This is a genomic window from Stenotrophomonas sp. CASM114 (genome assembly GCF_049384325.1).
GTDB lineage: Bacteria > Pseudomonadota > Gammaproteobacteria > Xanthomonadales > Xanthomonadaceae > Stenotrophomonas > Stenotrophomonas muris.
On record NZ_JBMRGJ010000014.1, the window covers coordinates 63,156 to 89,950 of the forward strand.

General features: G+C 67.3%; 23 protein-coding genes. 20 read left to right on the plus strand and 3 right to left on the minus strand.

What is annotated here, in order from left to right:
• The first annotated feature begins 26 nt into the window (after positions 1-26).
• On the plus strand, positions 27-1,313 hold the full coding sequence (gene thrC, locus VG566_RS14100) for a threonine synthase (RefSeq protein ID WP_241883816.1): 1,287 nt from the start codon (positions 27-29) through the stop codon (positions 1,311-1,313).
• 102 nt (positions 1,314-1,415) lie between these two features.
• On the opposite strand, the gene VG566_RS14105 is transcribed toward thrC, so the two are convergent.
• Positions 1,416-2,168, minus strand: a complete 753-nt coding sequence (locus VG566_RS14105) for a Crp/Fnr family transcriptional regulator (protein ID WP_010482595.1) — start codon at positions 2,166-2,168, stop codon at positions 1,416-1,418.
• A 127-nt stretch (positions 2,169-2,295) separates the two neighbouring features.
• Between VG566_RS14105 and hisS the strand changes: the two genes are divergently transcribed.
• From hisS to cueR, 19 genes are all read left to right on the plus strand, one after another.
• Positions 2,296-3,693 carry a histidine--tRNA ligase gene (gene hisS / locus VG566_RS14110; protein ID WP_100449943.1) on the plus strand — a complete coding sequence of 466 codons (1,398 nt, stop codon included), beginning with the start codon at positions 2,296-2,298 and terminating at the stop codon, positions 3,691-3,693.
• A gap of 26 nt (positions 3,694-3,719) precedes the next feature.
• Positions 3,720-3,986, plus strand: a complete 267-nt coding sequence (locus tag VG566_RS14115) for a hypothetical protein (RefSeq protein WP_229767322.1) — start codon at positions 3,720-3,722, stop codon at positions 3,984-3,986.
• A gap of 180 nt (positions 3,987-4,166) precedes the next feature.
• Complete coding sequence (locus tag VG566_RS14120; RefSeq protein ID WP_241883817.1) at positions 4,167-4,493, plus strand: YerC/YecD family TrpR-related protein; 327 nt, start codon at positions 4,167-4,169, stop codon at positions 4,491-4,493.
• A gap of 34 nt (positions 4,494-4,527) precedes the next feature.
• The gene (hisG, locus tag VG566_RS14125; RefSeq protein ID WP_032957997.1) at positions 4,528-5,439 is read left to right on the plus strand and encodes an ATP phosphoribosyltransferase; all 912 of its coding nucleotides are present in this window, start codon (positions 4,528-4,530) and stop codon (positions 5,437-5,439) included.
• Positions 5,436-6,731: a histidinol dehydrogenase gene (gene hisD, locus VG566_RS14130; RefSeq protein ID WP_032957995.1), complete on the plus strand. Its 1,296-nt coding sequence runs from the start codon at positions 5,436-5,438 to the stop codon at positions 6,729-6,731. Before hisG ends, hisD begins: the two co-directional genes overlap by 4 nt.
• Positions 6,728-7,822 carry a histidinol-phosphate transaminase gene (gene hisC, locus VG566_RS14135; RefSeq protein ID WP_049440829.1) on the plus strand — a complete coding sequence of 365 codons (1,095 nt, stop codon included), beginning with the start codon at positions 6,728-6,730 and terminating at the stop codon, positions 7,820-7,822. Before hisD ends, hisC begins: the two co-directional genes overlap by 4 nt.
• The gene (gene hisB / locus VG566_RS14140) at positions 7,819-8,892 is read left to right on the plus strand and encodes a bifunctional histidinol-phosphatase/imidazoleglycerol-phosphate dehydratase HisB (RefSeq protein ID WP_197561170.1); all 1,074 of its coding nucleotides are present in this window, start codon (positions 7,819-7,821) and stop codon (positions 8,890-8,892) included. The genes hisC and hisB overlap by 4 nt, the downstream gene beginning before the upstream one ends.
• Positions 8,889-9,491 carry an imidazole glycerol phosphate synthase subunit HisH gene (hisH, locus tag VG566_RS14145; RefSeq protein WP_241883818.1) on the plus strand — a complete coding sequence of 201 codons (603 nt, stop codon included), beginning with the start codon at positions 8,889-8,891 and terminating at the stop codon, positions 9,489-9,491. Before hisB ends, hisH begins: the two co-directional genes overlap by 4 nt.
• Positions 9,488-10,222, plus strand: coding sequence for a 1-(5-phosphoribosyl)-5-[(5-phosphoribosylamino)methylideneamino]imidazole-4-carboxamide isomerase (hisA, locus tag VG566_RS14150; protein WP_014646952.1), 735 nt, complete (start codon positions 9,488-9,490; stop codon positions 10,220-10,222). Before hisH ends, hisA begins: the two co-directional genes overlap by 4 nt.
• Complete coding sequence (gene hisF, locus VG566_RS14155; protein ID WP_014646953.1) at positions 10,216-10,992, plus strand: imidazole glycerol phosphate synthase subunit HisF; 777 nt, start codon at positions 10,216-10,218, stop codon at positions 10,990-10,992. Before hisA ends, hisF begins: the two co-directional genes overlap by 7 nt.
• Positions 10,982-11,602, plus strand: a complete 621-nt coding sequence (hisIE, locus tag VG566_RS14160) for a bifunctional phosphoribosyl-AMP cyclohydrolase/phosphoribosyl-ATP diphosphatase HisIE (RefSeq protein WP_014646954.1) — start codon at positions 10,982-10,984, stop codon at positions 11,600-11,602. Before hisF ends, hisIE begins: the two co-directional genes overlap by 11 nt.
• A gap of 98 nt (positions 11,603-11,700) precedes the next feature.
• The gene (locus VG566_RS14165; RefSeq protein WP_032957989.1) at positions 11,701-13,290 is read left to right on the plus strand and encodes a calcineurin-like phosphoesterase C-terminal domain-containing protein; all 1,590 of its coding nucleotides are present in this window, start codon (positions 11,701-11,703) and stop codon (positions 13,288-13,290) included.
• 36 nt (positions 13,291-13,326) lie between these two features.
• Complete coding sequence (locus VG566_RS14170; protein WP_005409434.1) at positions 13,327-13,611, plus strand: hypothetical protein; 285 nt, start codon at positions 13,327-13,329, stop codon at positions 13,609-13,611.
• An 84-nt stretch (positions 13,612-13,695) separates the two neighbouring features.
• Positions 13,696-14,718 carry a glucokinase gene (locus VG566_RS14175; protein ID WP_032957988.1) on the plus strand — a complete coding sequence of 341 codons (1,023 nt, stop codon included), beginning with the start codon at positions 13,696-13,698 and terminating at the stop codon, positions 14,716-14,718.
• Positions 14,719-14,769: 51 nt separating this feature from the next.
• Positions 14,770-15,768 (plus strand): N(4)-(beta-N-acetylglucosaminyl)-L-asparaginase, encoded by a 999-nt coding sequence (locus VG566_RS14180; protein WP_041863371.1) that lies wholly within the window; start codon positions 14,770-14,772, stop codon positions 15,766-15,768.
• Positions 15,765-16,496: a copper homeostasis protein CutC gene (locus VG566_RS14185; protein ID WP_164167546.1), complete on the plus strand. Its 732-nt coding sequence runs from the start codon at positions 15,765-15,767 to the stop codon at positions 16,494-16,496. Before VG566_RS14180 ends, VG566_RS14185 begins: the two co-directional genes overlap by 4 nt.
• A gap of 391 nt (positions 16,497-16,887) precedes the next feature.
• Positions 16,888-19,845 (plus strand): TonB-dependent receptor domain-containing protein, encoded by a 2,958-nt coding sequence (locus VG566_RS14190; protein ID WP_241883819.1) that lies wholly within the window; start codon positions 16,888-16,890, stop codon positions 19,843-19,845.
• A gap of 150 nt (positions 19,846-19,995) precedes the next feature.
• Positions 19,996-22,497, plus strand: coding sequence for a heavy metal translocating P-type ATPase (locus tag VG566_RS14195; RefSeq protein WP_241883820.1), 2,502 nt, complete (start codon positions 19,996-19,998; stop codon positions 22,495-22,497).
• Positions 22,498-22,508: 11 nt separating this feature from the next.
• The gene (gene cueR / locus VG566_RS14200; protein ID WP_005409440.1) at positions 22,509-22,964 is read left to right on the plus strand and encodes a Cu(I)-responsive transcriptional regulator; all 456 of its coding nucleotides are present in this window, start codon (positions 22,509-22,511) and stop codon (positions 22,962-22,964) included.
• Positions 22,965-23,044: 80 nt separating this feature from the next.
• Here the strand turns inward: cueR and VG566_RS14205 are convergent, their stop codons facing one another.
• Together VG566_RS14205 and VG566_RS14210 are read right to left on the minus strand one after the other, a co-directional pair.
• Entirely contained in the window at positions 23,045-23,239 is a 195-nt protein-coding gene (locus VG566_RS14205; RefSeq protein ID WP_008267227.1) for a heavy-metal-associated domain-containing protein, read from the minus strand.
• Positions 23,240-23,440: 201 nt separating this feature from the next.
• Positions 23,441-26,518 (minus strand): TonB-dependent receptor, encoded by a 3,078-nt coding sequence (locus VG566_RS14210; protein ID WP_164167540.1) that lies wholly within the window; start codon positions 26,516-26,518, stop codon positions 23,441-23,443.
• Between the last annotated feature and the right edge of the window lie 277 nt (positions 26,519-26,795).

Below are 26,795 nucleotides of genomic sequence, written 5' to 3' on the forward strand. Positions count from 1 at the left end.
CTTCCCCTTCTCTGGATAACGATCCCATGCAATTTGTTTCGACCCGCGGCCAGTCTCCCGCCGTTGGCCTCAGCGCCGCGATCGCCGCCGGATTGGCGCCCGATGGCGGGCTGTATGTTCCCGCGCGTCTGCCGGCCGCGCGCGAGCTGCAGGCCGGGGCGACCCTGGCCGATACCGCCGCCGATCTGCTGGCACCGTTCTTTGCGGGCGATGCACTTGAGACTGCGCTTCCGGGGATCTGCCGCGAAGCGTTCGACTTCCCGGTGCCGCTGCGTGCGCTCGGCGAGAGTGACCATGTGCTGGAGCTGTTCCATGGGCCGACGGCGGCATTCAAGGATATCGGCGCGCGCTTCCTGGCCGGTACGCTGTCGCGGCTGCAGGGCGGCAAGGATCGCGATCTGACGATCGTCGTCGCCACGTCCGGCGATACGGGTGCCGCCGTTGCGGCGGCCTTCCATCGCCAGCCGGGCGTGCGCGTGGTGGTGCTGTATCCGGAGGGTCGCGTGTCTCCGCGCCAGGCGCATCAGCTCGGTTGTTTCGGCGACAACATCCAGACCCTGCGCGTGACGGGCGCATTCGACGATTGCCAGGCGATGGTCAAGCAGGCGCTGGCCGACCGCGAACTGCAGGCGCAGGTGCCGGTGAGCTCGGCCAACAGCATCAGCCTGGGCCGACTGCTGCCGCAGATGAGCTACTACGCGCATGCAGCGTTGACCCACTACGCCGCGCATCGTCGCCGGCTCAACCTGGTGGTGCCGACCGGCAATCTGGGCAACGCGATGGCGGCCGTGCTGGCGCGCGCGCTGGGCGTGCCGATCGGCCAGATCGTGCTGGCCACCAATGCCAATGCCGTGCTGCCGGCGTACTTCAATGGTGGCGACTACCAGCCGCAGGCCAGTGTGGCGACGGTGGCCAATGCAATGGACGTGGGTGCGCCGAGCAACTTCGAGCGACTGCGCTGGCTCTACCACGGCGACGACGCGGAGCTGCGTGCAGCTTTCCGCGCGTTCGCGGTGGATGACGTGACCATCCGCGCGACGATTGCCGCAGCGCATGCCAGCCGCGGCGAGCTGTTCTGCCCGCACACGGCGACGGCGGTGAAGGTGCTGCAGGATCTGCGCGCGCGCGGTGCCAAGGGCGACTGGGCGGTGGTGGCTACGGCGCATCCAGCCAAGTTCGAGGCTGTGGTCGAGCCGCTGATCGGCGAAACGGTGGCGGTGCCACCTGCGCTGGATGCCTTGCTGCAGCGACCAGCGCACGCCGAACCATTGGCGGCAGATTACGCGGCCTTGCGCGAGGTGTTGCTGCGTTGATCGCAGATGGAGGCGGTTGCCGGCCAGCGGCCGGCACTACCCGTGTTGCATCCGTCCGGTAGTGCCGGCCGCTGGCCGGCAACCCAACCAACCGCGATGCGGTCAGATCAACCCTTCACCGGCCAGCGTGCGCAGACCATCCTCGTCGAGGATCTCCACCACGTTCAGGTGGGGCAGGGCGATCAGCCCCTGCTGGCGCAGCTTGGTGAAGGTGCGGCTGACCGTTTCCATGGTCAGGCCCAGATGGTCGGCGATATCGCCGCGGCCCATCGGCAGCGACACGCGCAGGCCGTCGCCCCCCAGCTTGGCCTCGCGCGCGGCCAGGCGCAGCAGGAAATCGGCCAGCTTCTCGGCCGGCTGCAGGCGTGCCAGCGCCAGCGCAGCATCCTGTGCGGCATCCAGTTCCTGGCAGGCGCGCTGCAGCAGCTTGCGCTCCAGGTGCGGGAAGCGGCTGCGCAGGGCCTTCATCTGTGGCAGCGCGACACGGCACACGCGGCTGTCGGCGATGGCCTCGATGTCGTAGCGATGGTGGTCGCTGCCGCTCAGGCCCAGGTAGTCGCCGGGCAGCACGAAACCGTTGATCTGGCGCCGGCCGTCGGCCAGGGTGCGCACCAGGCGCAGTGCGCCGGCGGTCAATGTATAGACATGGTCGCGCTCTTCGCCGGTGCGGGCCAGCGTGCTGCCCATGCTGACCTGCTGCGAGACGGTGACCTGTTCCAGCGCCTGCACTTCGTCTGGCGACAGCGCCGAGCACACCGCAAGGTGCCGAACCGAGCAGTGCAGGCAGTCCAGCGTGGTGCAGGACGGCGAGGCGGGATCGTTGGTGGCGGGCGGAGCGCCGGAAGGCCGTGACATGTTGCGGGGGGCGTATCGCGGGCGGGGAGGGCCTTATGATACTTCAAGCGGCCGTTCGACCCTGCCGGAGGCGGGGGCGCTAGAATGTTGCCCCCTCCCACGTCCCGTTCCAGCAGGAGTTCCGCCCGTGATCAAGCCCCGTACCCCGCCCGGCACCCTTGAGCTGCTGCCGCGCGAGCAGATTGCGTTCCAGCGCATGCTGGACGTCATCCGCCGCAACTACGAGCGCTTCGGGTTCCTGCCGGTGGAGACGCCGGTGTTCGAGCTGTCCGACGTGCTGCTGACCAAGTCCGGTGGTGAGACCGAGCGCCAGGTGTATTTCGTGCAGTCCACCGGCGCGCTGGCCAACGCGGCCGAGTCGGGCGACCGTTCGCTGCCGGAAATGGCGCTGCGCTTCGACCTGACCGTGCCGCTGGCACGCTACGTGGCCGAGCACGAACACGAACTGACCTTCCCGTTCCGCCGTTACCAGATGCAGCGCGTGTACCGCGGCGAGCGTGCCCAGCGCGGTCGTTTCCGCGAGTTCTACCAGTGCGACATCGACGTGATCGGCAAGGACAGCCTGAGCGTGCGGTACGACGCTGAAGTGCTGGCGGTCATCCATGCGGTGTTCTCGGAACTGCGCATCGGTGACTTCAGCATCCAGCTGAACAACCGCAAGCTGATGCGCGGCTTCTTCGAGAGCCTGGGCGTGGCGGAAGGCGAGCGCCAGCTGGCGGTGCTGCGCGAAGTGGACAAGCTGGACAAGCGTGGCGCCGATTACGTTCGCGAGACGCTGGTGGGCGAGGGCTTCAACATCCCGGCAGAACAGGTCGAGAAGATCCTGGCCTTCGTCGCTGTGCGTTCGCAGGGCCATGCCGATGCGCTGGCGCAGCTGGCCACGCTGGAAGCCGGCGCCGGTTCTTCGGAGATCCTGCGTACCGGCGTCGCCGAACTGCGCGAAGTGCTGCAGCTGGTGCAGGCGCTGGGCGTGCCGGAAACCGCATACTGCCTGAACTTCTCCATTGCGCGCGGCCTGGACTATTACACCGGCACCGTCTACGAGACCACGCTGACCGACCACCCGCAGATCGGCTCGATCTGTTCGGGCGGCCGTTACGAAGACCTGGCCAGCCACTACAGCAAGTCGAAGCTGCCGGGCGTGGGTATCTCCATCGGCCTGTCGCGCCTGTTCTGGCAGCTGCGCGAGGCGGGCCTGATCGACGGCATCGAAGCCAGCAGCGTGCAGGCGCTGGTGGCGCTGATGGACGAGCAGGGCATGCCGCAGTCGCTGGACATCGCGCGCCGCCTGCGCGCCGGTGGCATCAATACCGAAGTGCAGATGGAGCCGAAGAAGATCGGCAAGCAGTTCCAGTACGCGGCCAAGGCCGGCATCCGCTTCGTGGTGCTGGCCGGTGAAGACGAGCTCGCGCGCGGCGTGGTGGCGGTGAAGGACCTGCTGCGTGAACAGCAGTTCGAAGTGTCGCGCGACGAGCTGGCCAGCACCCTGCTGGTGGAGCTGGAGCAGTCCAGGGCGATGGTGTGAAGCCGGCCGTCGCAGGGGTACTCACCGTGCTCCTGTTGGCGGGCTGCCAGAGTGACCCGGTGCTGCGCAGTGATCGGCTGGGCCCGGCGCAGTACCGGCTGCAGGTTGATCGCTGTCACGTGATCGACCGCGCGCAGCTTGAGGGCGACCTGCGGGCCCTGGCCTCGCGGACGTGCCCGGCGGGTGCAGGGGCGTTGCAGAACATCCAGTCCCTGCCGAGCCGGCAGGGCAGCCTGTTCGGGGAGTGCCCGCGGCGCGGGACGCTGCAGGCGGAGGTGCGTTGCCTGCCCTGAGTCGAGCCAGGTTGTTGATTTGAAAGCAGAACGCCCGCCCTTTGGTGGGCGTTCTGCATTTCCGGCATCCGGTCCAGGGGTCAGATCCGTTTTCCTTTGGAAAACGGATCTGACCCCTGGAGGCTCCGATTTGACGCACTGCGCAAGAATGCGCTAATGTACTAACGCGCTATTACATTGATGCATGGACCCGACCCCGTGAAAGCCCGCCTCGAGATTGCCGCCAAAGACCCGAAGGCCGACCTGGAAGCCCTGGCCCGGGCCTTTGCCGCGCTGCGCGAGCCGGAGCAGGTCGAGGCCTTCCTGCGCGACCTGTGCACCCCGGCCGAGCTGGAGGCCATGGCCGACCGCTGGAAGGTGGTGCCGCTGCTGCAGCAGGGCGTGCCGTACCGCGAGATCCACGAGCGCACCGGCGTCAGCGTGACCACCACCGGACGGGTGGCACGCACGCTCGAGCATGGCCATCGAGGCTATGCCGCCGCCATCGACCGCCTTGCTTCGCGCTGATCCGCGCCCCGTTCCGAACTTCGAGACCTCCCCCATGAGTGCAACCCAGGCAGCGCCGGCACGAGACCGGCTGCGTATCGCCATCCAGAAGAGTGGCCGGCTGGCCGAGCCCGCCCGCAACCTGCTCAGCGCCTGTGGTCTGAGCTGGCGCGAAAGCCGCGACAAGCTGTTCTGCTACGGCGAATCGCTGCCGGTGGACCTGCTGTTGGTGCGCGACGACGACATCCCCGGCCTGATCGCCGATGGCGTCTGCGACCTCGGCATCGTCGGTCGCAATGAACTGGACGAGCAGGCCGCAGCGCGTCGCCAGATCGGCCTGCCGGACGCCTACCAGGCGCTGCGCGGGCTGGGCTTCGGCCAGTGCCGGCTGATGCTGGCGGTGCCCGAGGAATGGCAGTGGCAGGGTCCGGCGCAGCTGGCCGGCACCCGCATCGCCACCAGCTACCCGGCCATCCTCAAGCAGTGGCTGGCGGAGCAGGGCGTGGACGCGCAGGTGGTCGAGCTGTCCGGGTCGGTGGAAATCGCCCCGCGCCTGGGTACCGCCGACCTGATCTGCGATCTGGTCTCCAGCGGCGCCACGCTGCGTGCCAACCAGTTGACCCCGGTACACAACCTGCTCGACAGCGAGGCGGTGCTGGCTGGTGCGATGCGCGTGCCGGATGACGCACGTGCATCGCTGCGCGCGATGCTGCTGCGCCGCCTCGACGGCGTGGTGCAGCGCCAGGACCGCAAGCTGCTGATGTTCCGTGCCAGCGAAGATCGCGTCGACGCGCTGGCGCAGCTGCTGGCCGATGCCGAGCCGCTGGTGCGGCTGCCGGCCGATGGTGGCGCGCTGCGCCTGCAGACCATGTGCCCCGGCCCGCTGAGCTGGCAGCGCATGGAAGAACTCGAGCGCGCGGGCGCGCAGGGCCTGATGGTACTGAGCGTGGAGCGATCGCTGGCATGAACCGTCTGATCTGGTCCCGGCTTGATGAGGCCGCGCGCAGCGCGGCATTGACCCGCCCGGTGCAGGCCGTGGCGCAGCAGACCCGCGATGCCGTAGCGGCCCTGATCGCGCAGGTGCGTGCACAGGGCGACGATGCGCTGCGTGCGATTACGGCGCGTTTCGATGGCGTCGAGCTGGCCTCGTTTGAAGTTTCCGAAGCCGAATTCGCCGCTGCCGAAGCCGCCGTGCCCGCCGAACTGCGACAGGCGATGGTGGACGCCGCCGAACGCATTGCGCGCTTCCACGCCGCTGGCATGGGCAAAGGCTATGCAGTTGAAACCGCGCCGGGCGTGGTCTGCGAACGCATGCTGCGCCCGATCGGCCGGGTGGGCCTGTACGTACCGGCTGGCAGCGCGCCGTTGCCGTCCACCGCGTTGATGCTGGGCGTTCCGGCGCAGCTGGCCGGTTGCCCGCAGGTGGTGCTGTGCACCCCGCCGCGCGCCGACGGCAGTGCCGATCCGGCAGTGCTGGTAGCCGCCCGCCTGACCGGCGTGCAGCGCGTGTTCAAGCTGGGCGGCGCGCAGGCGATCGCGGCGATGGCCTATGGCACGGCCAGCATTCCGGCCTGCGACAAGCTGTTCGGGCCGGGCAACAGCTTCGTTACCGAAGCCAAGCAGCAGGTCGCACAGGACGGCGCCGCCGCCATCGACATGCCTGCCGGTCCTTCGGAGGTGCTGGTGATTGCCGATGCTGGCGCCAATCCGGCGTTCGTCGCCGCCGACCTGCTGTCGCAGGCCGAGCACGGTCCGGATTCGCAGGTGCTGCTGCTGACCGACGACGCCGTGATGCTGGCGGCGGTCGAAGCCGAGGTTGAGCGCCAGGTGGCCCTGCTGCCGCGCCAGCAGATCGCGCGCCAGGCACTGTCGGCATCGCGGCTGGTGCAGGTCGATGCGTTGGACGAGGCGTTCGCGATCAGCAACCGCTATGCACCAGAGCACCTGATCCTGGCCCTGCGTGATCCGCGCGCATGGCTGGACAAGGTGCAGGCGGCCGGCTCGGTGTTCCTGGGCGATTACACCCCCGAAGCACTGGGTGACTACTGCAGCGGCACCAACCACGTATTGCCCACCGCCGGTGCCGCGCGTGCCTACAGCGGCGTGAGCGTTGCCAGCTTCCAGAACCTGATCAGCGTGCAGAGCGCCAGCGCCGCCGGCCTGGCCGCGATCGGCGGCTGCGCGCGCATCATCGCCCGTGCCGAAGGCCTGGATGCGCACGAGCGTGCCGTTGCGTTGCGCATGGAGGTGGCGGCATGAGCGCGGCGATCGATGAGGTGCTGGCACTGGTGCGCCCGGACCTGCAGGCCTTCGCCGGCTACAGCTCGGCACGCAGCGCGGCGGTGCAGGGCGAGGTCTGGTTGAATGCCAATGAGTCGGCCTGGGCCAATGCGGCCGATCCCGCAGGCAGCAGCCGGCGCTATCCGGAGCCGCAGCCGCTCGCGCTGCGCGAGGGACTGGCGGCGCTGTACGGCGTGACGCCACAGCAGCTGCTGATCGGTCGCGGCAGCGACGAAGCCATTGATCTGCTGGTGCGCGCGCTGTGCGTGCCGGGTCGCGATGGCGTGCTGGTCACGCCGCCGGTGTTTGGCATGTACGCCGTCTGCGCACGCCTGCAGGGTGCCGCCTTGATTGAAGTGCCGCTGGTGGACAGCGAGGATGGACTGCGCACCGATCTGGATGCGGTGATCGACGCGGCCAAGGCGCAGGGTGCCAAGCTGGTGTTCCTGTGTGCGCCGTCGAACCCGGCCGGCAGTGACATCGCCCTGGATGAGGTCGAGCGCGTGGCGGTTGCGCTGCGCGGGCAGGCGCTGGTCGTGGTGGACGAGGCCTATGTCGAGTATGCACAACGGCCGTCGGCGACCACGTTGCTGGCCGCGCACGCCAATCTGGCGGTGCTGCGCACGCTGTCGAAGGCGCACGCGCTCGCGGCCGCCCGCGTTGGCACGCTGATCGCTGCCCCGGAGCTGATTGCCCTGCTGCGTCGCTGCCAGGCGCCGTACCCGGTGCCGACGCCGTGCGCGGAACTGGCCGTGCAGGCACTGCAGCCGGCCGCGCTGGCGCGCACCGCCGAGCGCGTGACCACGGTGATCGCCGAGCGCGAGCGCCTGCGTGCAGCCCTGGTCGGCCTGCCCGGCGTGTGCCGGGTGTATGCCTCGGCCGGCAACTACCTGCTGGTCCGCTTCGCCGATCCCCAGTCCGCGTTCGATACGCTGCTGGCTGCGGGCGTGGTGGTGCGCGACCAGCGCGCTGCGCCGCAGCTGGGTGATGCGCTGCGCATCAGCATCGGCAGCCCCGAAGAGAATGACCGCGTGCTTGCGGCCCTGTCGGCGCGGAGGGCCGCAGCATGACCCCGATCCTGTTCATTGACCGCGACGGCACTCTCATCGAGGAGCCGTCCGACTTCCAGATCGACGCCTACGAAAAGCTGCGCTTCGTGCCGCAGGTGATCCCGGCGCTGCTGAAGCTGCGTGATGCCGGCTACCAGTTCGTGATCGTCACCAACCAGGACGGCCTCGGCAGCGACAGCTACCCGCGCGCCAGCTTCGATGGCCCCAACGACCTGATGCTGCAGATCTTCGAGAGCCAGGGCATCACCTTCCGTGACGTGCTGATCGATTCCAGCTGGCCGCAGGACAATGCGCCGACCCGCAAGCCGGGCATCGGCCTGATGACCGCCTACCTGCAGGACCGCAGCATCGACTGGGCACGCTCGGGCATGGTCGGTGACCGGATCACCGACCTGCAGTTTGCCGCCAACCTCAACATCCGTGGTTTCCAGCTGCGCACCGCGCAGTTTGGTGGGCAGTGGGACTGGCCGGGAATCGCCCATGCGCTGGCCGACGCGCCGCGCACCGCCGTTGTCCAGCGCAGCACCAAAGAAACGAAGATCCGCGTTGAGCTGGACCTGGACCGCGCGGGCGATGCACGCATTGCCACCGGCCTGCCGTTCTTCGACCACATGCTGGAGCAGATCGGCAAGCACGGCGGCTTCGCGCTGGACATCCAGGCCGAGGGTGACCTGCACATCGACGAGCACCACACCATCGAGGACACCGGGCTGGCCCTGGGCCAGGCCCTGCGCGAGGCGTTGGGCGACAAGCGCGGCATTGGCCGTTACGGCTTCACCCTGCCCATGGACGAGACCCTGGCCAGCGCTGCGCTGGACTTCAGCGGCCGTCCCTATTTCGTGTTCGAGGGCGAGTTCAAGCGCGAGCGCGTGGGCGATATGCCGACCGAGCTGGTGCCGCACTTCTTCCGTTCGCTGTGCGATGCCAGCGGTTTGAACCTCAACCTGCAGGTGCGCGGCGACAATGATCACCACAAGGTGGAGGCCTGCTTCAAGGCGCTGGCGCGCGCGCTGCGTCCGGCGCTGGCCCGGCAGGGCACGGCACTGCCGAGTACCAAGGGGGCGTTGTGAGCGATGTTGCGCTGATCGATGCCGGTGGCGCCAACCTGGGCTCGGTGCGCTACGCACTGGAGCGCCTGGGCGCGACGGTGCGGCTGGTGCGCGATGCGGACGGCCTGGTTGGTGCGCGGCGGGTGATCCTGCCCGGCGTCGGCGCCGCCGGTCCCGGCATGCAGCGCCTGCACGCTCAGGGCCTGGTGGAACCGCTGCAGCGACTGGAGGTGCCGTTGATGGGCATCTGCCTTGGCATGCAACTGCTGTTCGAACGCTCCGAGGAAGCGGGCATAGAGACACTGGGGCTGATTCCGGGCGTGGTACGCAAGCTGGTGCCGGCCTGTGGCATCCGCGTGCCGCACATGGGCTGGAACCGCCTGCTGCCGCTGCGCGAATCGCTGTTGCTGCAGGGCGTGCCGGAACGCGCCAGCGCCTACTTCGTGCACAGCTATGCGGCGCCGCTCAATACCCACACCGTCGCTGCCTGCGACCACGGTGGCCTGTTCACCGCCGTGGTGGAGCAGGGGCGCTACTACGGCGCACAGTTCCATCCCGAGCGCTCCGGCGAGACCGGCTCGCTGATGCTGCGCAACTTCCTCGAGGGCACTGCTGCATGAGTTTCATCGTCTACCCCGCGCTGGATATCCGCGACGGCCGCGTGGTGCGGCTGCGCCAGGGCGACTACGCGCAGGAAACCTCCTATGGGGATGACCCTCTGCCGCGCGCGCAGGCCTTCGCCGCGCAGGGCGCGCAGTGGATGCATCTGGTAGACCTGGATGCCGCACGGGCCGGTGGCTACACGCTGGCGCCGCTGTTGGCATCCATTCGTGCGCAGACCCCGCTGCAGGTGCAGACCGGCGGTGGCGTGCGCGGCCGCGACGATGTGGCGCGCATCCTCGACGCTGGCGCCGGCCGCGTGGTGGTGGGTTCGCTGGCGGTGCGTCGTCCCGATGAAGTGGTCGGCTGGCTGGAGGAATTCGGCGCCGATCGCATCACGATTGCGCTGGACGCGCGACAAGACGCCCAGGGGCAATGGCAGCTGCCGGTGCACGGATGGACCGAGAACGCCGGGGTGACCCTGGATGACCTGGCCCGGCGCTACGCGCGCGCCGGCATGCGCCATCTGCTGTGCACCGACATCGCCCGCGACGGCATGCTGGCCGGGCCCAACATCAGCCTCTACCAGCACCTGTCGGCGCTGTTGCCGGGTGTGGCGGTGCAGGCGTCCGGTGGCATCCGTGACGTGGCCGATGTGGCCGAGGCGCGTGCCGCCGGCTGCGGCGGTGCCATCCTCGGCAAGGCACTGCTGGAGCAGCGCATGGACCTGAGCGAGGCGTTGGCATGTTGAGCCGCCGCATCATTCCGTGCCTGGACGTGCGCGATGGCCGCGTGGTCAAGGGCGTGCGCTTCCGCGATCACGTCGACATGGGCGACATCGCCGAGTTGGCACAGCGCTATCGCGACCAGGGCGCGGACGAGCTGGTGTTCTATGACATCGGCGCCAGTCCCGAGGCACGGTCGGTTGACGTCGCCTGGATCGAGCGCATCGCGCGCCTGATCGACATTCCGTTCTGTGTGGCCGGTGGCATCGACAGCGTGGAAACCGCGCGCCGCGTGCTGTTCGCCGGTGCCGACAAGGTGTCGATCAATTCGCCGGCGCTGGGCCGGCCGGAGCTGATCACCGAGCTGGCGGACGAGTTCGGCGTGCAGTGCGTTGTGGTGGGGGTCGATTCGGTGCGCGAGGCCGACGGGCAATGGCGGGTGCGTCGTTTCAGCGGCGATCCGGACAAGACCCAGGCGGTGCCGCTGCGCACGCTCGACTGGATCGTCGAAGCGCAACGGCGTGGAGCCGGTGAGATCGTGCTGAACTGCATGGACAGCGACGGTGTGCGCCGTGGCTACGATGTCGTGCAGCTGCAGCAGGCGCGGGCGCTGTGCCAGGTGCCGCTGATTGCCTCCGGTGGTGCCGGAGCGATGGAGCACTTCGCCGACGCCTTCGACCAGGCCGACGTCGACGGTGCGTTGGCGGCCAGTGTGTTCCACAGCGGCGCCATCGCCATTCCAGAATTGAAGCGCTACCTGCGCGGACAGCAGATCGAGGTGCGGGATGTCTATTGAAGTGAGGCCATCGCTGGATGCGCTGCAGGCGCTGGACTGGGGCAAGGGCGACGGCCTGCTGCCGGCCGTGGTGCAGGATGCCGATACCCTGCAGGTGCTGATGCTGGGCTATGTCAGCGCCGAATCGCTGGCGGCTACGCTGGCCATCGGCCACATGACCTTTTTCAGTCGCAGCAAGCAGCGGTTGTGGACCAAGGGCGAGCAGTCCGGCAACGTGCTGGTGGTGCAGTCGATCCGTGTCGACTGCGACGCCGATACGCTGCTGGTGATGGCGCGCCCGGCCGGGCCGACCTGCCACACCGGTGCCGAGAGCTGTTTCGACCAGGCGCCGAAGGATTTCCTGGGTGGGCTGGGCCAGCTGGTGGCCATGCGTGACGCGCAGCGCCCTCCCGGCAGCTACACCACCAGCCTGTTTGAAGGCGGCATCCGCCGCATCGCGCAGAAGGTGGGTGAGGAGGGCGTGGAGACCGCATTGGCCGCCGTGGCGCAGGATGATGAGGCATTGCTGGGCGAGGCGTCGGACCTGCTGTACCACCTGCTGGTGCTGCTGCGCGCGCGCGGGCTGTCGCTGGATGATGCGCGCGCGGTGCTGGAAAAACGCCATCGTTGAGGAAGGCGTACGGACCAACGGTCCGCACCCACCTCTGCAATGCAGCCGAGCATGGCTCGGCTCTACAATAGGTGGTCTTCTTCTTTCCCGGACCGCCCATGAAACTGCCTGCCGCCTGGCTGTGCTGCCTGTTGCTGACCTCGCCGGCCTGGGCCGCGGACACCGTGGTCAGCGGCAAGGTCTATCTGGAGCGTGACGGCAAGCCCGGCCGCGGTGCGACCGATCCGGGCCTGGCCGGGGTGCAGGTTTCCAACGGCGAGACCATCGTCAAGACTGCCGCTGACGGCAGCTACAGCCTGCCGGTGCGCGACGGCCAGACCGTATTCGTGATCAAGCCCGATGCCTACGCCTTCCCGAAGGCGGCGGACGGCCTGCCTTCGTTCTGGCGCCACTACCGCCCGAACGGCTCGCCGGCGCTGAAGTACGGCGGCATCGCCGCGACCAGCGACGTCACCCGCAACTGGGACTTCGCCCTGCAGTCGGATCGGCATGACAGCCGTCGTGGTTTCCAGATGCTGGTATTCACCGATTCGCAGACCGCCAGCCTGAAGGACATCGGCTACTACCAGCAGTCGATCGTGGCGCCACTGGTCGGCCAGACCAGGGCACGCATGGGCACCACCCTGGGCGACATCGTCAACGACGACCTGACCCTGTACCCGGCGATCAACAAGGTCACCACCGAACTCGGCGTGCCGTGGTTCCACGTGCCGGGCAACCATGACCTCGACTTCGATGCGGCCAGCGACGAACACTCGCTGGACAGCTGGCGCAACATCTACGGCCCGGACACCTACGCGGTGGAAGAGGGCGGCGCCAGTTTCGTGTTCCTGGACGACGTGGTGTACGACCCCAAGGCCAGGCCGAAGTACATCGGCGGCCTGCGCGAAGACCAGTTCGCCTTCCTCGCCAGCTACCTGAAGGGCCTGCACAAGGACCGCCTGCTGGTGCTGGGCATGCACATCCCGCTGTTCGACGCGGCGCCGGGGCGCGAGACCTTCCGCCATGCTGACCGCCAGCGCCTGTTCGACCTGCTGAAGGACTTCCGCAACGTACTGGTGCTCAGCGGCCACAGCCACACCCAGCAGCACGTCTACCACGGCAAGGCCGAGGGCTGGAACGGCGACAAGCCACTGCACGAATACAACGTCGGTGCCAACTGCGGTGCGTTCTGGTCGGGCGTGAAGAATGCCGCTGGCGTGCCGGACAGCACCATGAGCGACGGCACGCCGAAGGGCTATGCATTGCTCGACGTGGCCGGCAACGGCAGCTATCGCCTGCAGTACCGCGTGGCCGGCAGGCCGGCCAGCGAGCAGATCGGCCTGCACGCGCCGAAGGTGCTGCGCCAGGGGGCCTACCCGGCGTGGGGTGTCTACGCCAACGTCTACATGGGCGAGGATCGGAGCGTGGTCGAGTACCGTGTCGATGGCGGCGCCTGGCAGCCGATGAAGCAGGTCAGCCAGCCCGACCCGCGCCTGATGGTGGAGAACGTGGCCGATGATCTGGCCAGCAGCCTGCGCGGCTACGACCGTTCGCCGGAGGCCACTGCGTCGCCGCACCTGTGGCGTGGCGCGCTGCCGACCGATCTTGCAGTGGGCAGCCATAAGGTCGAGGTACGCTCCACCCAGCCTGATGGCGCAGTGTTCACCGCCACCACCAGCTACAGCCTGCAGACTGCCCAGCCCTGACCCCCGCGCACCAGCGCTCCAGCGAAAGGACCCCGCATGGATATCCGCTTCATGGCCGGCACCACGCCGGTGACCCTCAGCCGCCACTGGTTCACCGGCGCGATGCTGCTGCAGAGCGCCACCGAGAAGGTCTGGGTGCAGCACCCGCTGCATCCGGGCACCCACTTCTCGTTCTCGCTGGTACAGTCGTGGCTGCGCCACATCGCCGGCCACGAAGTGCTGGTCGAGCGCACCCGGCCGCTGTTGTTCGCCGGCTTCCGCCCACAGCGCCTGCGCGTGCTGGTGGATGGGGTGCAGGTGGCCGAACAGGAAGGCATGTAGGTTCACCTGAACCACCGGCGCGCTAGGCAAAGCCGTCCCGATGCCTGAGAATCGGGGCGATTCAATCGATCCAAGCAGGCCAGCGTGACCATCGCAGCAGCGTCAACGGTTTCCTCCGACTCCGCCCGCGGCGGTCTTCCGCGCCGTCTGGTCGTCGCCGATGTCGGCGGCACCTTTGCCCGGCTCGCGCTGGCAGAAACCCGACCCGGCCAGACGCCGCTGCTGGGCAGCCACCGTACCTATGCCTGTGCCGAGCATTCCAGCCTGGCCGCGATCCTGGCCGATTTCACCGCCGGCCTCGGCCAACCGGTGCAGACCGCGGTGGTCGCCATCGCTGGCCTGCTGGATGGCGATGTGCTGATCAACTCGAACCTGCCGTGGACGGTCTCGCTGTCGGCCACCCGCGCGCAGTCCGGGCTACACGAACTGCAGCTGATCAATGATTTCGAAGCGGTGGCGCTGGCCATCCCCTACCTGCAGCCGGAAACCCTGGTGCCACTGAACGGCGACGCCGATCCGGCGCAGGCCTTCCCGGCGCTGGTACTGGGCGCGGGTACCGGGCTGGGCGCCGCGCTGCGTTTCGCTGATGGCGAGCGTCCGGTGCTGGCCAGCGAGATCGGTCATGCCGCGCTGGGCGCCGGCAACGCGCTGGAACTGCAGGTGCTGGGCCGTCTGCTTCAGCGTTGGCCGCACGTGGACAACGAGCGCGTGCTGTCCGGCAGCGGCCTGATGAACCTGTATCCGTGCCTGTGCGAACTGCGCGGCGTCACCCCGGTGTGGAACAGTACGGAGGCGCTGATCGGCGCCGCGCGTGGCGGTGAGGATGCACTGGCGGTGGAAACGTTGCAGGTCTTCTGTGCGTGGCTGGGCAGCCTGGCCGGCGACGCGGCGATCGCCGTCGGCGCGCGCTCGGTGTACCTGGCCGGTGGCATTTCCGCGCATGTGCAGGATTTCCTGGCCGATGGCCGCTTCCGTGAGCGCTTCCTCAACAAGGGCGTGCTGACCGAGGTGCTGCGCCAGGTGCCGGTGTGGCGCGTGGAGCATGGCCAGCTGGGCGTGCTCGGCGCAGCGGTCTGGCACGCCGCACGGCAGCCCACGCACGACTGATCGGCAGGGTTGGCATCGGGCCGGCCGTGCATTGCAGACTGGGAGGGGAAAATGGTGGATCGCAGGCAGTTCCTGCAGGCCGGTGCACTGGCCGCAGGCATGGCGGCATTGCCGGGCGTGCAGGCGCGCACGCAGGGTGGGGCCCGGGTGGTCTCCACCTGGGACTTCGGCGTACCGGCCAACCAGGCCGCGTGGAAGGTGCTGGCGCAGGGTGGCAGCGCGCTGGATGCGGTGGAGGCGGGCGCACGCTGGGCCGAGAGCGAGCTGTGCAACCCTACCGTTGGCCATTGCGGCAATCCGGATCGCGACGGCGTGCTGAGCCTGGATGCGAGCATCATGGACGGCGATGGCCGTTGTGGTGCAGTGGCCGCGCTGGTGGACATCCTGCATCCGGTGTCGGTGGCCCGCAAAGTGATGGAGAACAGCCCGCATGTGCTGCTGGTCGGCGAGGGCGCGCAGCAGTTCGCGGTGCAGCAGGGGTTCGAGCGCAAGCATCTGCTGACGCCGCAGGCCGAAGCGGCCTGGCGCGAGTGGCTGAAGACCGAGAAGTACCAGCCGCAGATCAATGCCGAGCGCCGTGGCATTCCCGGCAACAGCGACAACCACGACACCATCGGCATGCTGGCACTGGATGCCAAGGGCCAGCTGGCCGGTGCCTGCACCACCAGCGGCATGGCGTGGAAACTGCACGGTCGCGTTGGCGACAGTCCGATCATCGGCGCCGGCCTGTACGTCGACAACGACGTCGGCGCGGCAACTGCTTCGGGGGTGGGTGAAGAGATGATCCGCAACGCGGCTTCGTTCCTGGTGGTCGAGCTGATGCGCCAGGGGCGTTCACCGGCGCAGGCCTGCCGTGAAGCCATCGACCGCGTGGTGCGCAAGCGCCCGGAAGCGAGCAGAACGTTGCAGGTGTGCTTCCTGGCCATGAACAAGCAGGGCGAGGTCGGCGCCTATGCGCTGCATCGTGGCTTCGTCTATGCGGTGTGCGATGCGCAGCGCCAGGATGACCTGCGTGACTCGCCGTCGATCTACACGAGCACCCAGGCGTGAGTACGCGGCTGACCCTGGAGATCGCCAGCAACTCGCTGGCCTCGGCGCTGGCTGCGCAGGCTGGCGGCGCCGACCGCATCGAACTGTTCGACAACCTGGCCGAGGGCGGCACCACGCCGTCGTTCGCCAGCATCGCGATGGCCCGCGAGCGCCTGTCGATTCCGCTGTTCGTGCTGGTGCGGCCACGCCCGGGCGACTTCCACTACGACGCGCTGGAAACCGAACTGATGCTGCGTGACATCGCGCAGTGCCGCGCGCTGGGTTGCGATGGCGTGGTGATCGGCGCGCTGGACGTGCAGGGCGGCATCGACCTGGCGCTGTGCCGGGAACTGGTGCAGGCCGCCGGGCCGTTGCAGGTGACCTTCCATCGCGCCTTCGACGCCGCCCGCGATCTGCCGGCGGCGCTGGAGCAGGTGATCGGGCTGGGCTGCCAGCGCGTGCTGACCTCGGGCGGGCAGGCCAGCGCCGAGGCCGGTGCCGATGTGCTGGCGGGCCTGGTCACCCAGGCGGCGGGGCGCATCACGGTGATGGCTGGCGCCGGATTGGCCCCGGGCAACATCGCAACCGTCGCGCGGCAGACCGGCTGTACCGAACTGCACGCCTCCGCAAAAGGCCTGCGCCGCTCGGCGATGCAGTTCCAGAACCCGGCGCTGCGCGGTCTGGACCCGGACTGGAGCCAGACCGCCACCGCTACCGTGGCCGCGCTGCGGCAGGCGCTGGACGGCTGATCGAATCCGTCGGGCATGGCCCGGGGTCATGGCCCGGGGTCAGATCCCTTCTGCGAAGGGATCTGACCCCTGTCGCAACCCCGGCCGCAGGCACGCGACGGACAAAACCGTTCCGCGCGCGGTTGTCGTGATCGTGTCACTACTTCGTGCGCCGTTCTCTCAGCGATGTTTCGCAACTCTTTGATTGTTCTGGACACCGGCAGCCGATAGCGGCAATCCGCCGGCTGTTGCTGCGTTGCCGCATGCCGGGCGTGGTTCAGCTGTGCTTTAGTTTGGATCGATCCACAGGGGAGGTGCCATATCGGTCGTGAACCGATCCAAGCGCCTGGATCCGTCGTAGTGCCGCGCCACCGTCCGCCCGTGCGTCCACATCTTCGAAGAGCAACCACCCATGGCTCAGATCGTCCACAAGCGTCGCCACCTGCTGTCCCAGGCCCTGATCCTGGCCCTGTTGCCGCTGGCAGCCAGCGCGCAGGAAGCTGCCAGTTCGTCCACCAAGGATCTGGACGCGGTCACCGTCACCGGATCGCGCATCAAGCGCGCCAGCGTCGAGGGCCCGGCGCCGGTCAACGTGATCACCGCCGCGCAGATCCAGAAGGAAGGCTTTGTCAGCGTGTACGACGCGCTGAAGACCCTCACCGAGGCCACAGGCACCGTTGAAGCCGCATCGCAATGGGGCTCGCATACGCCCAATGCCAGCGGCCTGAACCTGCGCGGGATGGGCCCGAACCGCTCGCTGCTGCTGGTCAATGGCCGTCGTGTAGCGGATTACCCGCTGCCCTACGGTGGCGAAACCAACTTCTCCAACTACGGCAACATTCCGGCCGCGGCGGTGGAGCGCATTGAAGTGCTGACCGGTGGCGCCTCGGCCATCTACGGTTCGGATGCGATCGCCGGCGTGGTCAACGTCATCCTCAAGACCAACTACGACGGCGACGAAGTGCGCGTGCGCGGCGGCACTTCCAGCGAAGGCGGACGTGATACCTGGGATCTGTCCTGGGCCGGTGGCAAGACCGGCGACAACTGGAGCGTGACCTACGCGCTGCAGTACACCAAGCGCGACCCGCTGTTCGGGCGTGATCGCCCGCAGATGGACGATGCCGACGATGCGCCGTACCCGTCCTGGAACATGGAACAACGCAAGGTCGGCTTCCGTCCCACCGCCGGTCTGGCGCTGATCGATCCGACCACGGGCCAGCGCCTGGCGCCGCCCACCGGCACCTGCGAAAAATTCGACGGCGAGTATTACACCGCCGATCGATTGGTCTACAACTACGCCGCCAACCGCATCACCAACACCGGCCGCCTGTGCGGCATGAGCGCCGACTACGCCAACTGGCTGCTTACCGGCGGCGCCGAGAACGTGTCCGGAAACCTGTACGCCACCTTCGATTTCAGCAATGACCTGCAGGCCTGGACCAACCTGGCGGTGTATCGCTCCGAAGCGATCTGGGGCACCAATCCGCCCGGCGTGTCGCTGATCGACGATGACAACGGCTATTACTGGGATGCCAACCGCAACCGGCCGATCCTGGGCGTGCGCCAGTTCACCCCGAACGAAGTCGGGGGCCTGGATACGCTGCGCAACACCAACCGCGAACTGTCCTGGGACTGGAGCGCGGGCCTGCGCGGGCGCCTGGCCGACCGTTTTGACTGGAGTGCCACGGTGGGGCGTTCCTATTACCGCGTGGAAGAACGGCAGAACGTGGTCGACAAGCAGAAGTCGTATGACTACTTCCTTGGCCCGCGCCTGGGCACCACCGCCGATGGCGAGGCGATCTATGCGTTGAACGAATCGCGCTGGTGGAACCCGCTGACGCCGGACCAGTACTGGCAGATGGGGACCGTGGCGAAGAACCGCGCGGCGTCATGGGTCAACCAGGCGTCGGCGGATATCACCGGCGAGCTGTTCCAGGGCTGGGCCGGCCCGATTTCGTTTGCGGCGGTGGCTGAAGTCGCGCAGCAGGGCTATCACCTCAGTCCGGACCCGCGCGCTGGCATCGACTTCGACCTGCAGAATGTCGATCGCGGCGGCGGTGAGCGTACCCGCTACTCGGCCGGCGTCGAGTTCAAGATCCCGCTGTTGGACAGCGTGACCGCCACTGCGGCCGCGCGCTACGACCGCTATGGCAACTACAAGGCCGATGACAGCAGCGAAGCGCTGGACATCGGCAGCCAGAAGGAAACCACCTGGAACGTCGGCCTGGAATGGCGCCCGGTCGAATCGCTGCTGGTGCGTGGCTCATACGCCACCAGCTTCCATGCGCCGGACATGCATTACCTGCTGGGCCAGCCGAGCAGTTCGGAAGTGCAGACCTATGACCGCCTGCGCTGCATCCAGAGCGGCGCGTACCTGGTCAACAACTGTGGCGTGGGCAACACCGACGTCTGGTACACGTTCGACGTGAACCGGCGTGGGACGCCGCTGCTGCGCTCGGAGACCGGTGATTCGTGGACGGTCGGCTTCGTCTGGGACGTGCTGCCGAACCTGTCGGTCAGTGCCGACTACTGGGCGATCAAGCTGGAAGACATGATCGTCGACGTCGGCGCCGATGAGGTGCTGGCCAGCGAGGCCGGCTGCCTGACCGGCAAGAACATGGACGGTACGCCATGGGCCAACCCGGCCGGTGGCGAGTACTGCGCCGGCATCCTGGCCCGCGTGAACCGTGACAGCAACGGTCGCCTGGTATCGATCGAGCGCGGCCCGTTCAACCTGGCCAGCCGCGAGGTGCGCGGCATCGACCTGACCGCGCGCTATCGCCTGGAAACCACACAGTGGGGCAGCTTCCAGCTGGGCGTGAACTACACCAACCAGATCTCGACCAAGGAGCAACGCTACGCCGCCGACCCGAATCCGGAACGCCGCGATCGCGACCTGCGCAGCAAGCTGCGCGCGAGCCTGGCCTGGCAGCGCGGCAACTGGAACGCCAACGTCTATGCCGACCGCATCGGTTCGGTGCCGGGCGTGCGCTACCACTGGGGTACCGACCGCCTGGACAACCCCGGTGGCTGCCTGCCGTTCGCCGATGGCTACGTGCCCAGTGACAGCCCGTCGCTGAACTGCCTGGAGCCGGCACGGCTGCCGGATGGTTCGGTGAACCCGAACCCCAACGCCGGGCAGCAGACGGCGCGCTACTACGGTCGAGTGGGGCCGTTCATCACCTGGAACTTCAACGTGGGCTACCAGGTGACCGAACACGCGAAGGTAAACGTGTACGTCAACAACGCCTTCAACGCCGCCAGCTGGAACCACAAGGACCCGTACAAGCTGGATTACGACTTCGCTCCGACCCGCCTGCTTGGCGCGGTCGGCCGCGAGTTCGCGTTGGAGTATGTGTTCACCTTCTGAGGTGACCTGCCTCCGCCGGTAGGTCCACGTCATGCGTGGATATGGACGCCCGGGCGCCCATTCAGGAACTGCGGACAGGCTGGATTTGACCTTCCCACGATGGCAAGGTTTAGCCTGTCCGCATCCAGAAGGAACCCCGGGAATCGGATCATGAGCACGCCCCGCGCCACTGCAGCCCCCGCAAGCCCTGCCACCATCAGCCTGCCCATCGAGGGCATGACCTGTGCCAGCTGTGTCGGCCGGGTCGAGGCGGCGCTGTCCAGGGTCGAAGGTGTGGGCAGTGTTTCGGTCAATCTGGCCACCGAGCGCGCGGATATCCGCCCGTCCGGTCCGGTCGATCGGGCCGCGTTGATCCAGGCGGTGGAGCGGGTGGGCTACGACGTGCCCGCTGCCACCACCGAGCTGTCGGTCGAGGGCATGACCTGTGCGTCCTGCGTGGGCCGAGTCGAACGTGCGCTGTTGGCCGTGCCCGGCGTCAGCCAGGCCAGCGTGAACCTGGCCACGGAACGCGCCACCGTGCGTGGCGTGGCGGAAGTTGCAGCGCTGGTCGCCGCGATCGACAAGGCCGGCTATGACGCACGCGTGATTGAAGCCGGCGTGCAGTCCGATGGCGAGGCCGCGGAAAAGAAGGATGCCGAGCGCGCCGAACTGAAGCGCGACCTGATCGTGGCCTCCGCGCTGGCGCTGCCGGTGTTCGTGCTGGAGATGGGGTCGCACCTGATCCCCGGCATACACGAATGGGTGATGTCCACCATCGGCATGCAGGCCAGCTGGTACCTGCAGTTCGTGCTGACCGCGCTGGTGCTCGCCATCCCGGGCCGCCGCTTCTACCAGAAGGGCATCCCCGCGCTGCTGCGGCTGGCGCCGGACATGAATTCGCTGGTGGCGGTGGGCACTGCTGCAGCGTTTGGCTACTCGGTGGTGGCGACGTTCCTGCCGACGCTGTTGCCGGCGGGCACGGTGAACGTCTACTACGAAGCAGCGGCGGTGATCGTCGCGCTGATCCTGCTCGGCCGCTTCCTTGAGGCCCGGGCCAAGGGCCGCACCTCCGAGGCGATCAAGCGACTGGTCAATCTGCAGGCGAAGGTTGCCCACGTGGTCCGTGACGGCCGGACGGTGGATGTCCCGGTCAATGAAGTGCTGAGCGGCGACGTGGTGGAAGTGCGCCCGGGCGAGCGCGTGCCGGTCGACGGCGAGGTGGTCGAGGGCCGCAGCTACATCGACGAGTCAATGATCAGCGGCGAGCCGATCCCGGTCGAGAAGCAGCCGGGCAGCAGCGTGGTGGGCGGTACGGTCAACCAGAAGGGCGCACTGACGGTACGTGCCACGGCGGTGGGCGCGCAGACCATGCTGGCGCAGATCATCCGCATGGTCGAACAGGCGCAGGGCTCGAAGCTGCCGATCCAGGCGGTGGTCGACAAGGTCACCCTGTGGTTCGTGCCGGCGGTGATGCTGGCCGCGCTGGCGACCTTCGCAGTCTGGCTGATCTTCGGGCCCTCGCCAGCGCTGAGCTTCGCGCTGGTCAATGCGGTGGCGGTGCTGATCATTGCCTGCCCGTGCGCGATGGGGTTGGCGACGCCGACCTCGATCATGGTCGGGACCGGCCGTGGCGCTGAAATGGGCGTGCTGTTCCGCAAGGGCGAGGCGCTGCAGCTGCTGAAGGACGCGCAGGTGGTGGCGGTGGACAAGACCGGTACGCTGACCGAGGGCCGCCCGCGCTTGACCGATCTGGAGATCGCCAGCGGTTTTGATCACGGCACGGTGCTGGCGGCGGTGGCGGCGGTGGAGTCGCGCTCGGAGCATCCGATTGCCCGCGCCATCGTCGATGCAGCCACCGAGCAGGGCATCGCGCTGCCGTCGATGGTCGATTTCGAATCGGTCACCGGCATGGGCGTGCGTGCCAACGTTGATGGTGCGCGGGTGGAGGTCGGTGCCGATCGCTTCATGCGCGACCTGGGCGTGGACATCACTTTGTTTGCGACGCTGGCGGCAGAACTGGGCACCCAGGGCAAGTCGCCGCTGTATGCCGCCATCGACGGCCGCCTGGCCGCAATCATCGCGGTATCCGATCCGATCAAGCCGAGCACGCCGGCCGCAATCGCGGCACTGCATCAGCTTGGCCTTAAGGTGGCGATGATCACCGGTGACAATGCTGGTACCGCGCAGGCGATCGCGCGCCAGCTCGGCATCGACGAAGTGGTGGCCGAGGTGCTGCCGGAAGGCAAGGTCGAGGCGGTGCGCCGCTTGAAGGCCACACATGGCCATGTCGCCTTCGTCGGCGACGGCATCAACGATGCGCCGGCGCTGGCCGAGGCCGATGTCGGCCTGGCCATCGGCACCGGCACCGATATCGCGGTCGAGTCGGCCGATGTGGTGCTGATGTCGGGCAACCTGCAGGGCGTGCCGAATGCCATTGCACTATCGAAGGCAACGCTGGGCAACATCCGCCAGAACCTGTTCTGGGCCTTCGCTTACAACACCGCATTGATTCCGGTGGCGGCCGGCGTGCTGTATCCGGTCTGGGGCGTGCTGCTGTCGCCGGTGTTCGCGGCCGGTGCGATGGCACTGTCCAGCGTGTTCGTGCTGGGCAACGCGCTGCGCCTGCGCCGCTTCCAGCCGCCGATGGCGGACGCCCCCGCCGCGATCCATTGAGGGAGAACCGCATGAATATCGGTGAAGCCGCCAAGGCCTCCAGCGTGTCGGCGAAAATGATCCGCTACTACGAACAGATCGGCCTGATTCCTGCGGCTGATCGCACCGAGTCGGGCTACCGGGCGTACTCGCAGGCGGACATCCACCGCCTGCGCTTCATCCGCCGCGCGCGCGATCTCGGCTTCCAGGTTGCCGAGATCACCGATCTGCTGGGCCTGTGGAACGACACCTCGCGGCACAGCGCCGACGTCAAGCACCTGGCCGAACAGCACATTGCCGACCTGGAGCAACGCATCGAGCACATGCGGCAGATGGCCGACACGCTGAAATCGCTGATCAGCTGCTGCGCGGGCGACGAGCGACCGGAGTGCCCGATCCTGCAGCGGCTGGGTGAGGATGATCAGACGCCGGTGCCGGTCGATACCGCGAAGACCGGTGCGGTGCGGCGGCGTACGCACAAGCATTGACTCGATATCGCATGCATGAAAAAGCCCGCCGGGTGCAGCAGCACCGGGCGGGCTTTTCTGTGTGAGACGGGGGCAGGGAATCAGGCAGTGCGAGGCGGGAAGCCGGCATCGTTCACCGCGGCGAACACCTGTTCCTGCGACGCGGTGGTCTGCACCTTGACCAGCCCGGTCGGCGGATCGGCCACCACGCTGGCGTTCGGATCGATCTGCTGGATCGCACGGGTCACGCTGCGCGCACAGCCGCCGCAGGTCATGCCGTCGACATGGAATTCCATCTGTAGCTCCTTCGCTGCTCTTGGGATGCGACCAGTGTGCACCTTCCAACGATGGCAGGGTCAAGCGCCGGGCTGAACGACAGGCAAGGCGCCGACAAAAAACGGCAGCCACCTGTACCAGCGCGGCTGCCGTGGAGGAACGTCCCCGCCAGGGCGGGGCGTGGGGTGCACCGGGGCGCGCCCGGGCAACCCGGTGTTGCCTTAGAACTTCCAGGTAGCGCCGAAGTACAGCTGGCGGCCTGCATAGGTATTGGAGATCAGGCGTGCCTTGGTGTCGCTTCCCAGGTGCACGCGCTGCTCCGACTTGGTGGCATTGATCACCGAGGCGGTCAGGGTCCAGTCCGGGGTCAGGTTGTAGGCCACGTTCAGGTCCAGCTGGTCATACGGCTCGGTGTAGACGGTGAGGCCATTGTTGAGCCCACCGACCACCTGGCCGCGACGGTTGAACGAGGCGCGCGCGAGGAACTTCTCGTTCTCGTAGAAGACCGTCACGTTGGCTTGGTTCTTGGCGCTGCCGACCAGCGGCGAGGAGCCGATTTCCTGCCCGTCCAGAACAATGGAAGCCAGGTTGGTGTCGTTGTAGGTGTAGTTGGCCTGCACGCCGAAGCCGAAATCGAAGGTGTACTGGCCATACAGCTCGACGCCCTGCGACACACCATCGCGGCCATTGGCCTGGGTCTCGTAGCGCTGCACGTTCACCGCTTCACCGTTGATGACCATGGGCGTGTCGCGCACCACCGGCAGGGTGAAGTTGTCCACGTTCTTGCGGAACAGGCTGACGCCGGCGACCGCGCCCGGCTGGAAGTACCACTCCAGGCCCAGATCGAACTGGGTGGCCTTGAACGGCTCCAGCTGCTTGTTGCTGCCCTGGCCGACCCAGCCTGCGGTCGATGCGCCACCGGCAACGCGGCGATCATTGACGTACTCCTCGCTGTAGTAGCTCAGTGCGCCCGGTGCTGCGATGTCGGTGTAGCCAGGGCGGGCGATCACCTTCGATGCGGCACCACGCAGCACCAGCGTGTCGGTGATGTCCCATGCAATGTTGAAACTCGGCAGCACGTCGGTGTAGGTGCGGTCCACGCCGATCAGGCTGTAGGTCTTGCTCTGCGCCAGGTCATGCGGCAGGCGCACGAAGCCGCTCTCGCAGCTGTAGGTCGGGTAGGCCGCAGCGGCGGGGTCGGTGCACGCCATCGGCGCGCCGGACGCGTTGTCCAGGAAGTAGTCGTTGAACTTCTCGATCGAGTCGGAAGACTGCGCGAACTGCTTGGTGCGCACCACACGCACGCCGACATTGCCGCGCAGGCGCTCGGTGCGGAAGTTGGCCTGGAAGTAGCCGGAGTAGATCTTCTCGTTGACGTTGTAGACGAAGTCTTCCTCGGTACGGTTGTGCGAACCACCGTAGGTCTTGTTCAGATAGTCGATGTACGCCGGGTAGTTGATGCCCGGGAACACGTTGGCATTGAAGCCACCGGCAATGTTGCTGATCGGGTTCGACAGGAAGAAGCCGGGCTGCGCATCGCCGGCAGTCGGATCGCAGCCACTCTGGTAGCGGCTGTTGTCATAGTCGGCCGGGTCACGGCCCGGGCATACCCAGTAGGTGTTGCCGGTGTTGCGGTGGACCTTGCCATCACGGTATTTGGCACCGAACTGGATCGAATCCAGCCAACCGGACTCGAACAGCTTGCTCACGTCGGCCTGGAAGTAGTTCTGCTTGACCTCGGTGCGCTTCCACGACGAATCGGTCGAGCCGGTGTCGACTTCGGCGATGCCGTTCATCAATTGCTGCTGCAGGTCGGGCGAGAAGGTGGCAGACGGCGTGCCGGTCAGGTCCCATGCGCTGTACTGGTTACCGGACAGGTAGTCGTTGCCGACCTTGCGGCGCGGCTTGGCCGACATGCGGAAGTTCATCGACGGACCACCTTCGGACCAGGTGCGGCCACCGGTGAACGAGGCCTTCCACAGCGGGCTGATGTCCCAGTCGATGGTCAGGTCGGCGGTCTGCGACAGCGCCTTTTCCTTGCTGTAGCCACCGGTCAGCTGCGGTGTCGGAATCGTGCAGTCGTCCGGGCCCCAGCCGCCGGGCTTGAGGCCGGCGGCCTTGGCCTGGTCTTCGCTGCAGTAGTAGGTCTTTCCAGCCAGCTTTTCGAATTGGGCACCCGTGACGGTGTTGCCGCTGGCATCGAAGTCCAGGCCATTGAGAAGGCGGCCTCCGGCCCAGTTGCCGTCCTGGTTGTAGCGCGCCATGCTCCATTCCGGAATCTTCAGCATGTTCTGGGTGTAGTCACCCTGCAGCTCGAAGCGGAAGTAGTTGGCGGTCATCGTGACGTTGTCGACCGGCTTGAACTGGAAGGTCAGCTGGCCGCCCTTGCGCTCGCGCTTTTCTTCCTTCACCGCGAAGTTGACCGAGGTCGGCATGAAGAAGTCGCTGTAGTTGCCGCCGGTCTGGTTGTTGAAACCGGACTTGCCCCACCAGTAGTGGATGCCATCCTGCTGCTGCACGTTGCCATAGGCGTCGCGTGCCTTGCCGGCGCCGTACCACTGGTAGTCCTCGGTGCTGGCCTCCATGGTGCGGGTGGTGCGCTTCTGCTGGGTCACGCCGACCAGCACGCCGAAGCGCTCATCCTTGCTGTGCCACGAATACAGGGCCGAGGCCTGCGGGTCGATATCGTGGTGGGTATCGGAGGAGGTGCCCTCGAGCGTGACGAAGCCCGAGTTGGACTCCATGTCCAGCGGACGGCGCGTGTGCAGGATGACCGTGCCGCCGATGCCGCCTTCGTCGATGCGGGCTTCCGGCGACTTGAACAGCTCGGCGCTGGACAGCATGTTCGACGGCAGCAGGGTGTAGTTGAACGAACGGGTGGCTTCGTCGTTGGTTTCCGACGTGGCCACGTAGTTGCCATTCAACTGGGTCAGCGTCAGGTCCGGCGCAAGGCCGCGCACGCTGACACTCTTGCCTTCACCACCGCTGCGGGTGATGACCACGCCGGGCACGCGCTGCAGTGCGTCGGCCACGTTCTTGTCGGGGAACTTGCCAACGTCCTCGGCGGTGATCACTTCGACAACGGCGTTGGCGTCGCGCTTCTGCTCAAGGCTCTTTTCGATGGCGTAGCGGTAGCCGGTGACCTGGACGCTGTCCAGAGTCGTGGCGTCCTGCGAGCCGGTGGACGTGGCCTGCTGCGCGGCGGCGCCTGCCGGAATGACGGCGGCAGCCAGGGCCAGCGCGATGGCCAGCGACAATGCGTCCTGGCCGTGCGTACGTGTTGAATGCTTCATTCCCATCTCTCCCTCTCTCCTGGATTGATCCGGTGACGTGGCACGGACAACTTGAATCGATCTAATTTGAAGTGAATTTGTCGCTGTCGCCATGCAGTGGCAGTAGCACCGCACGCGTGGCCTGGTGTACGTCCTGTTGCTGCTCCCCCAACTCCCGGCCATCGCAGCGTCGTCTTGGATCGATCTAAGCGATGGGCGGGCGATTTTTAGCATGGGTCGCCCTTGGGCGCATGCTGCTCCGCAATATGGTACTGGCGTGGCGTAGGGATGACGGTTTGCTGAA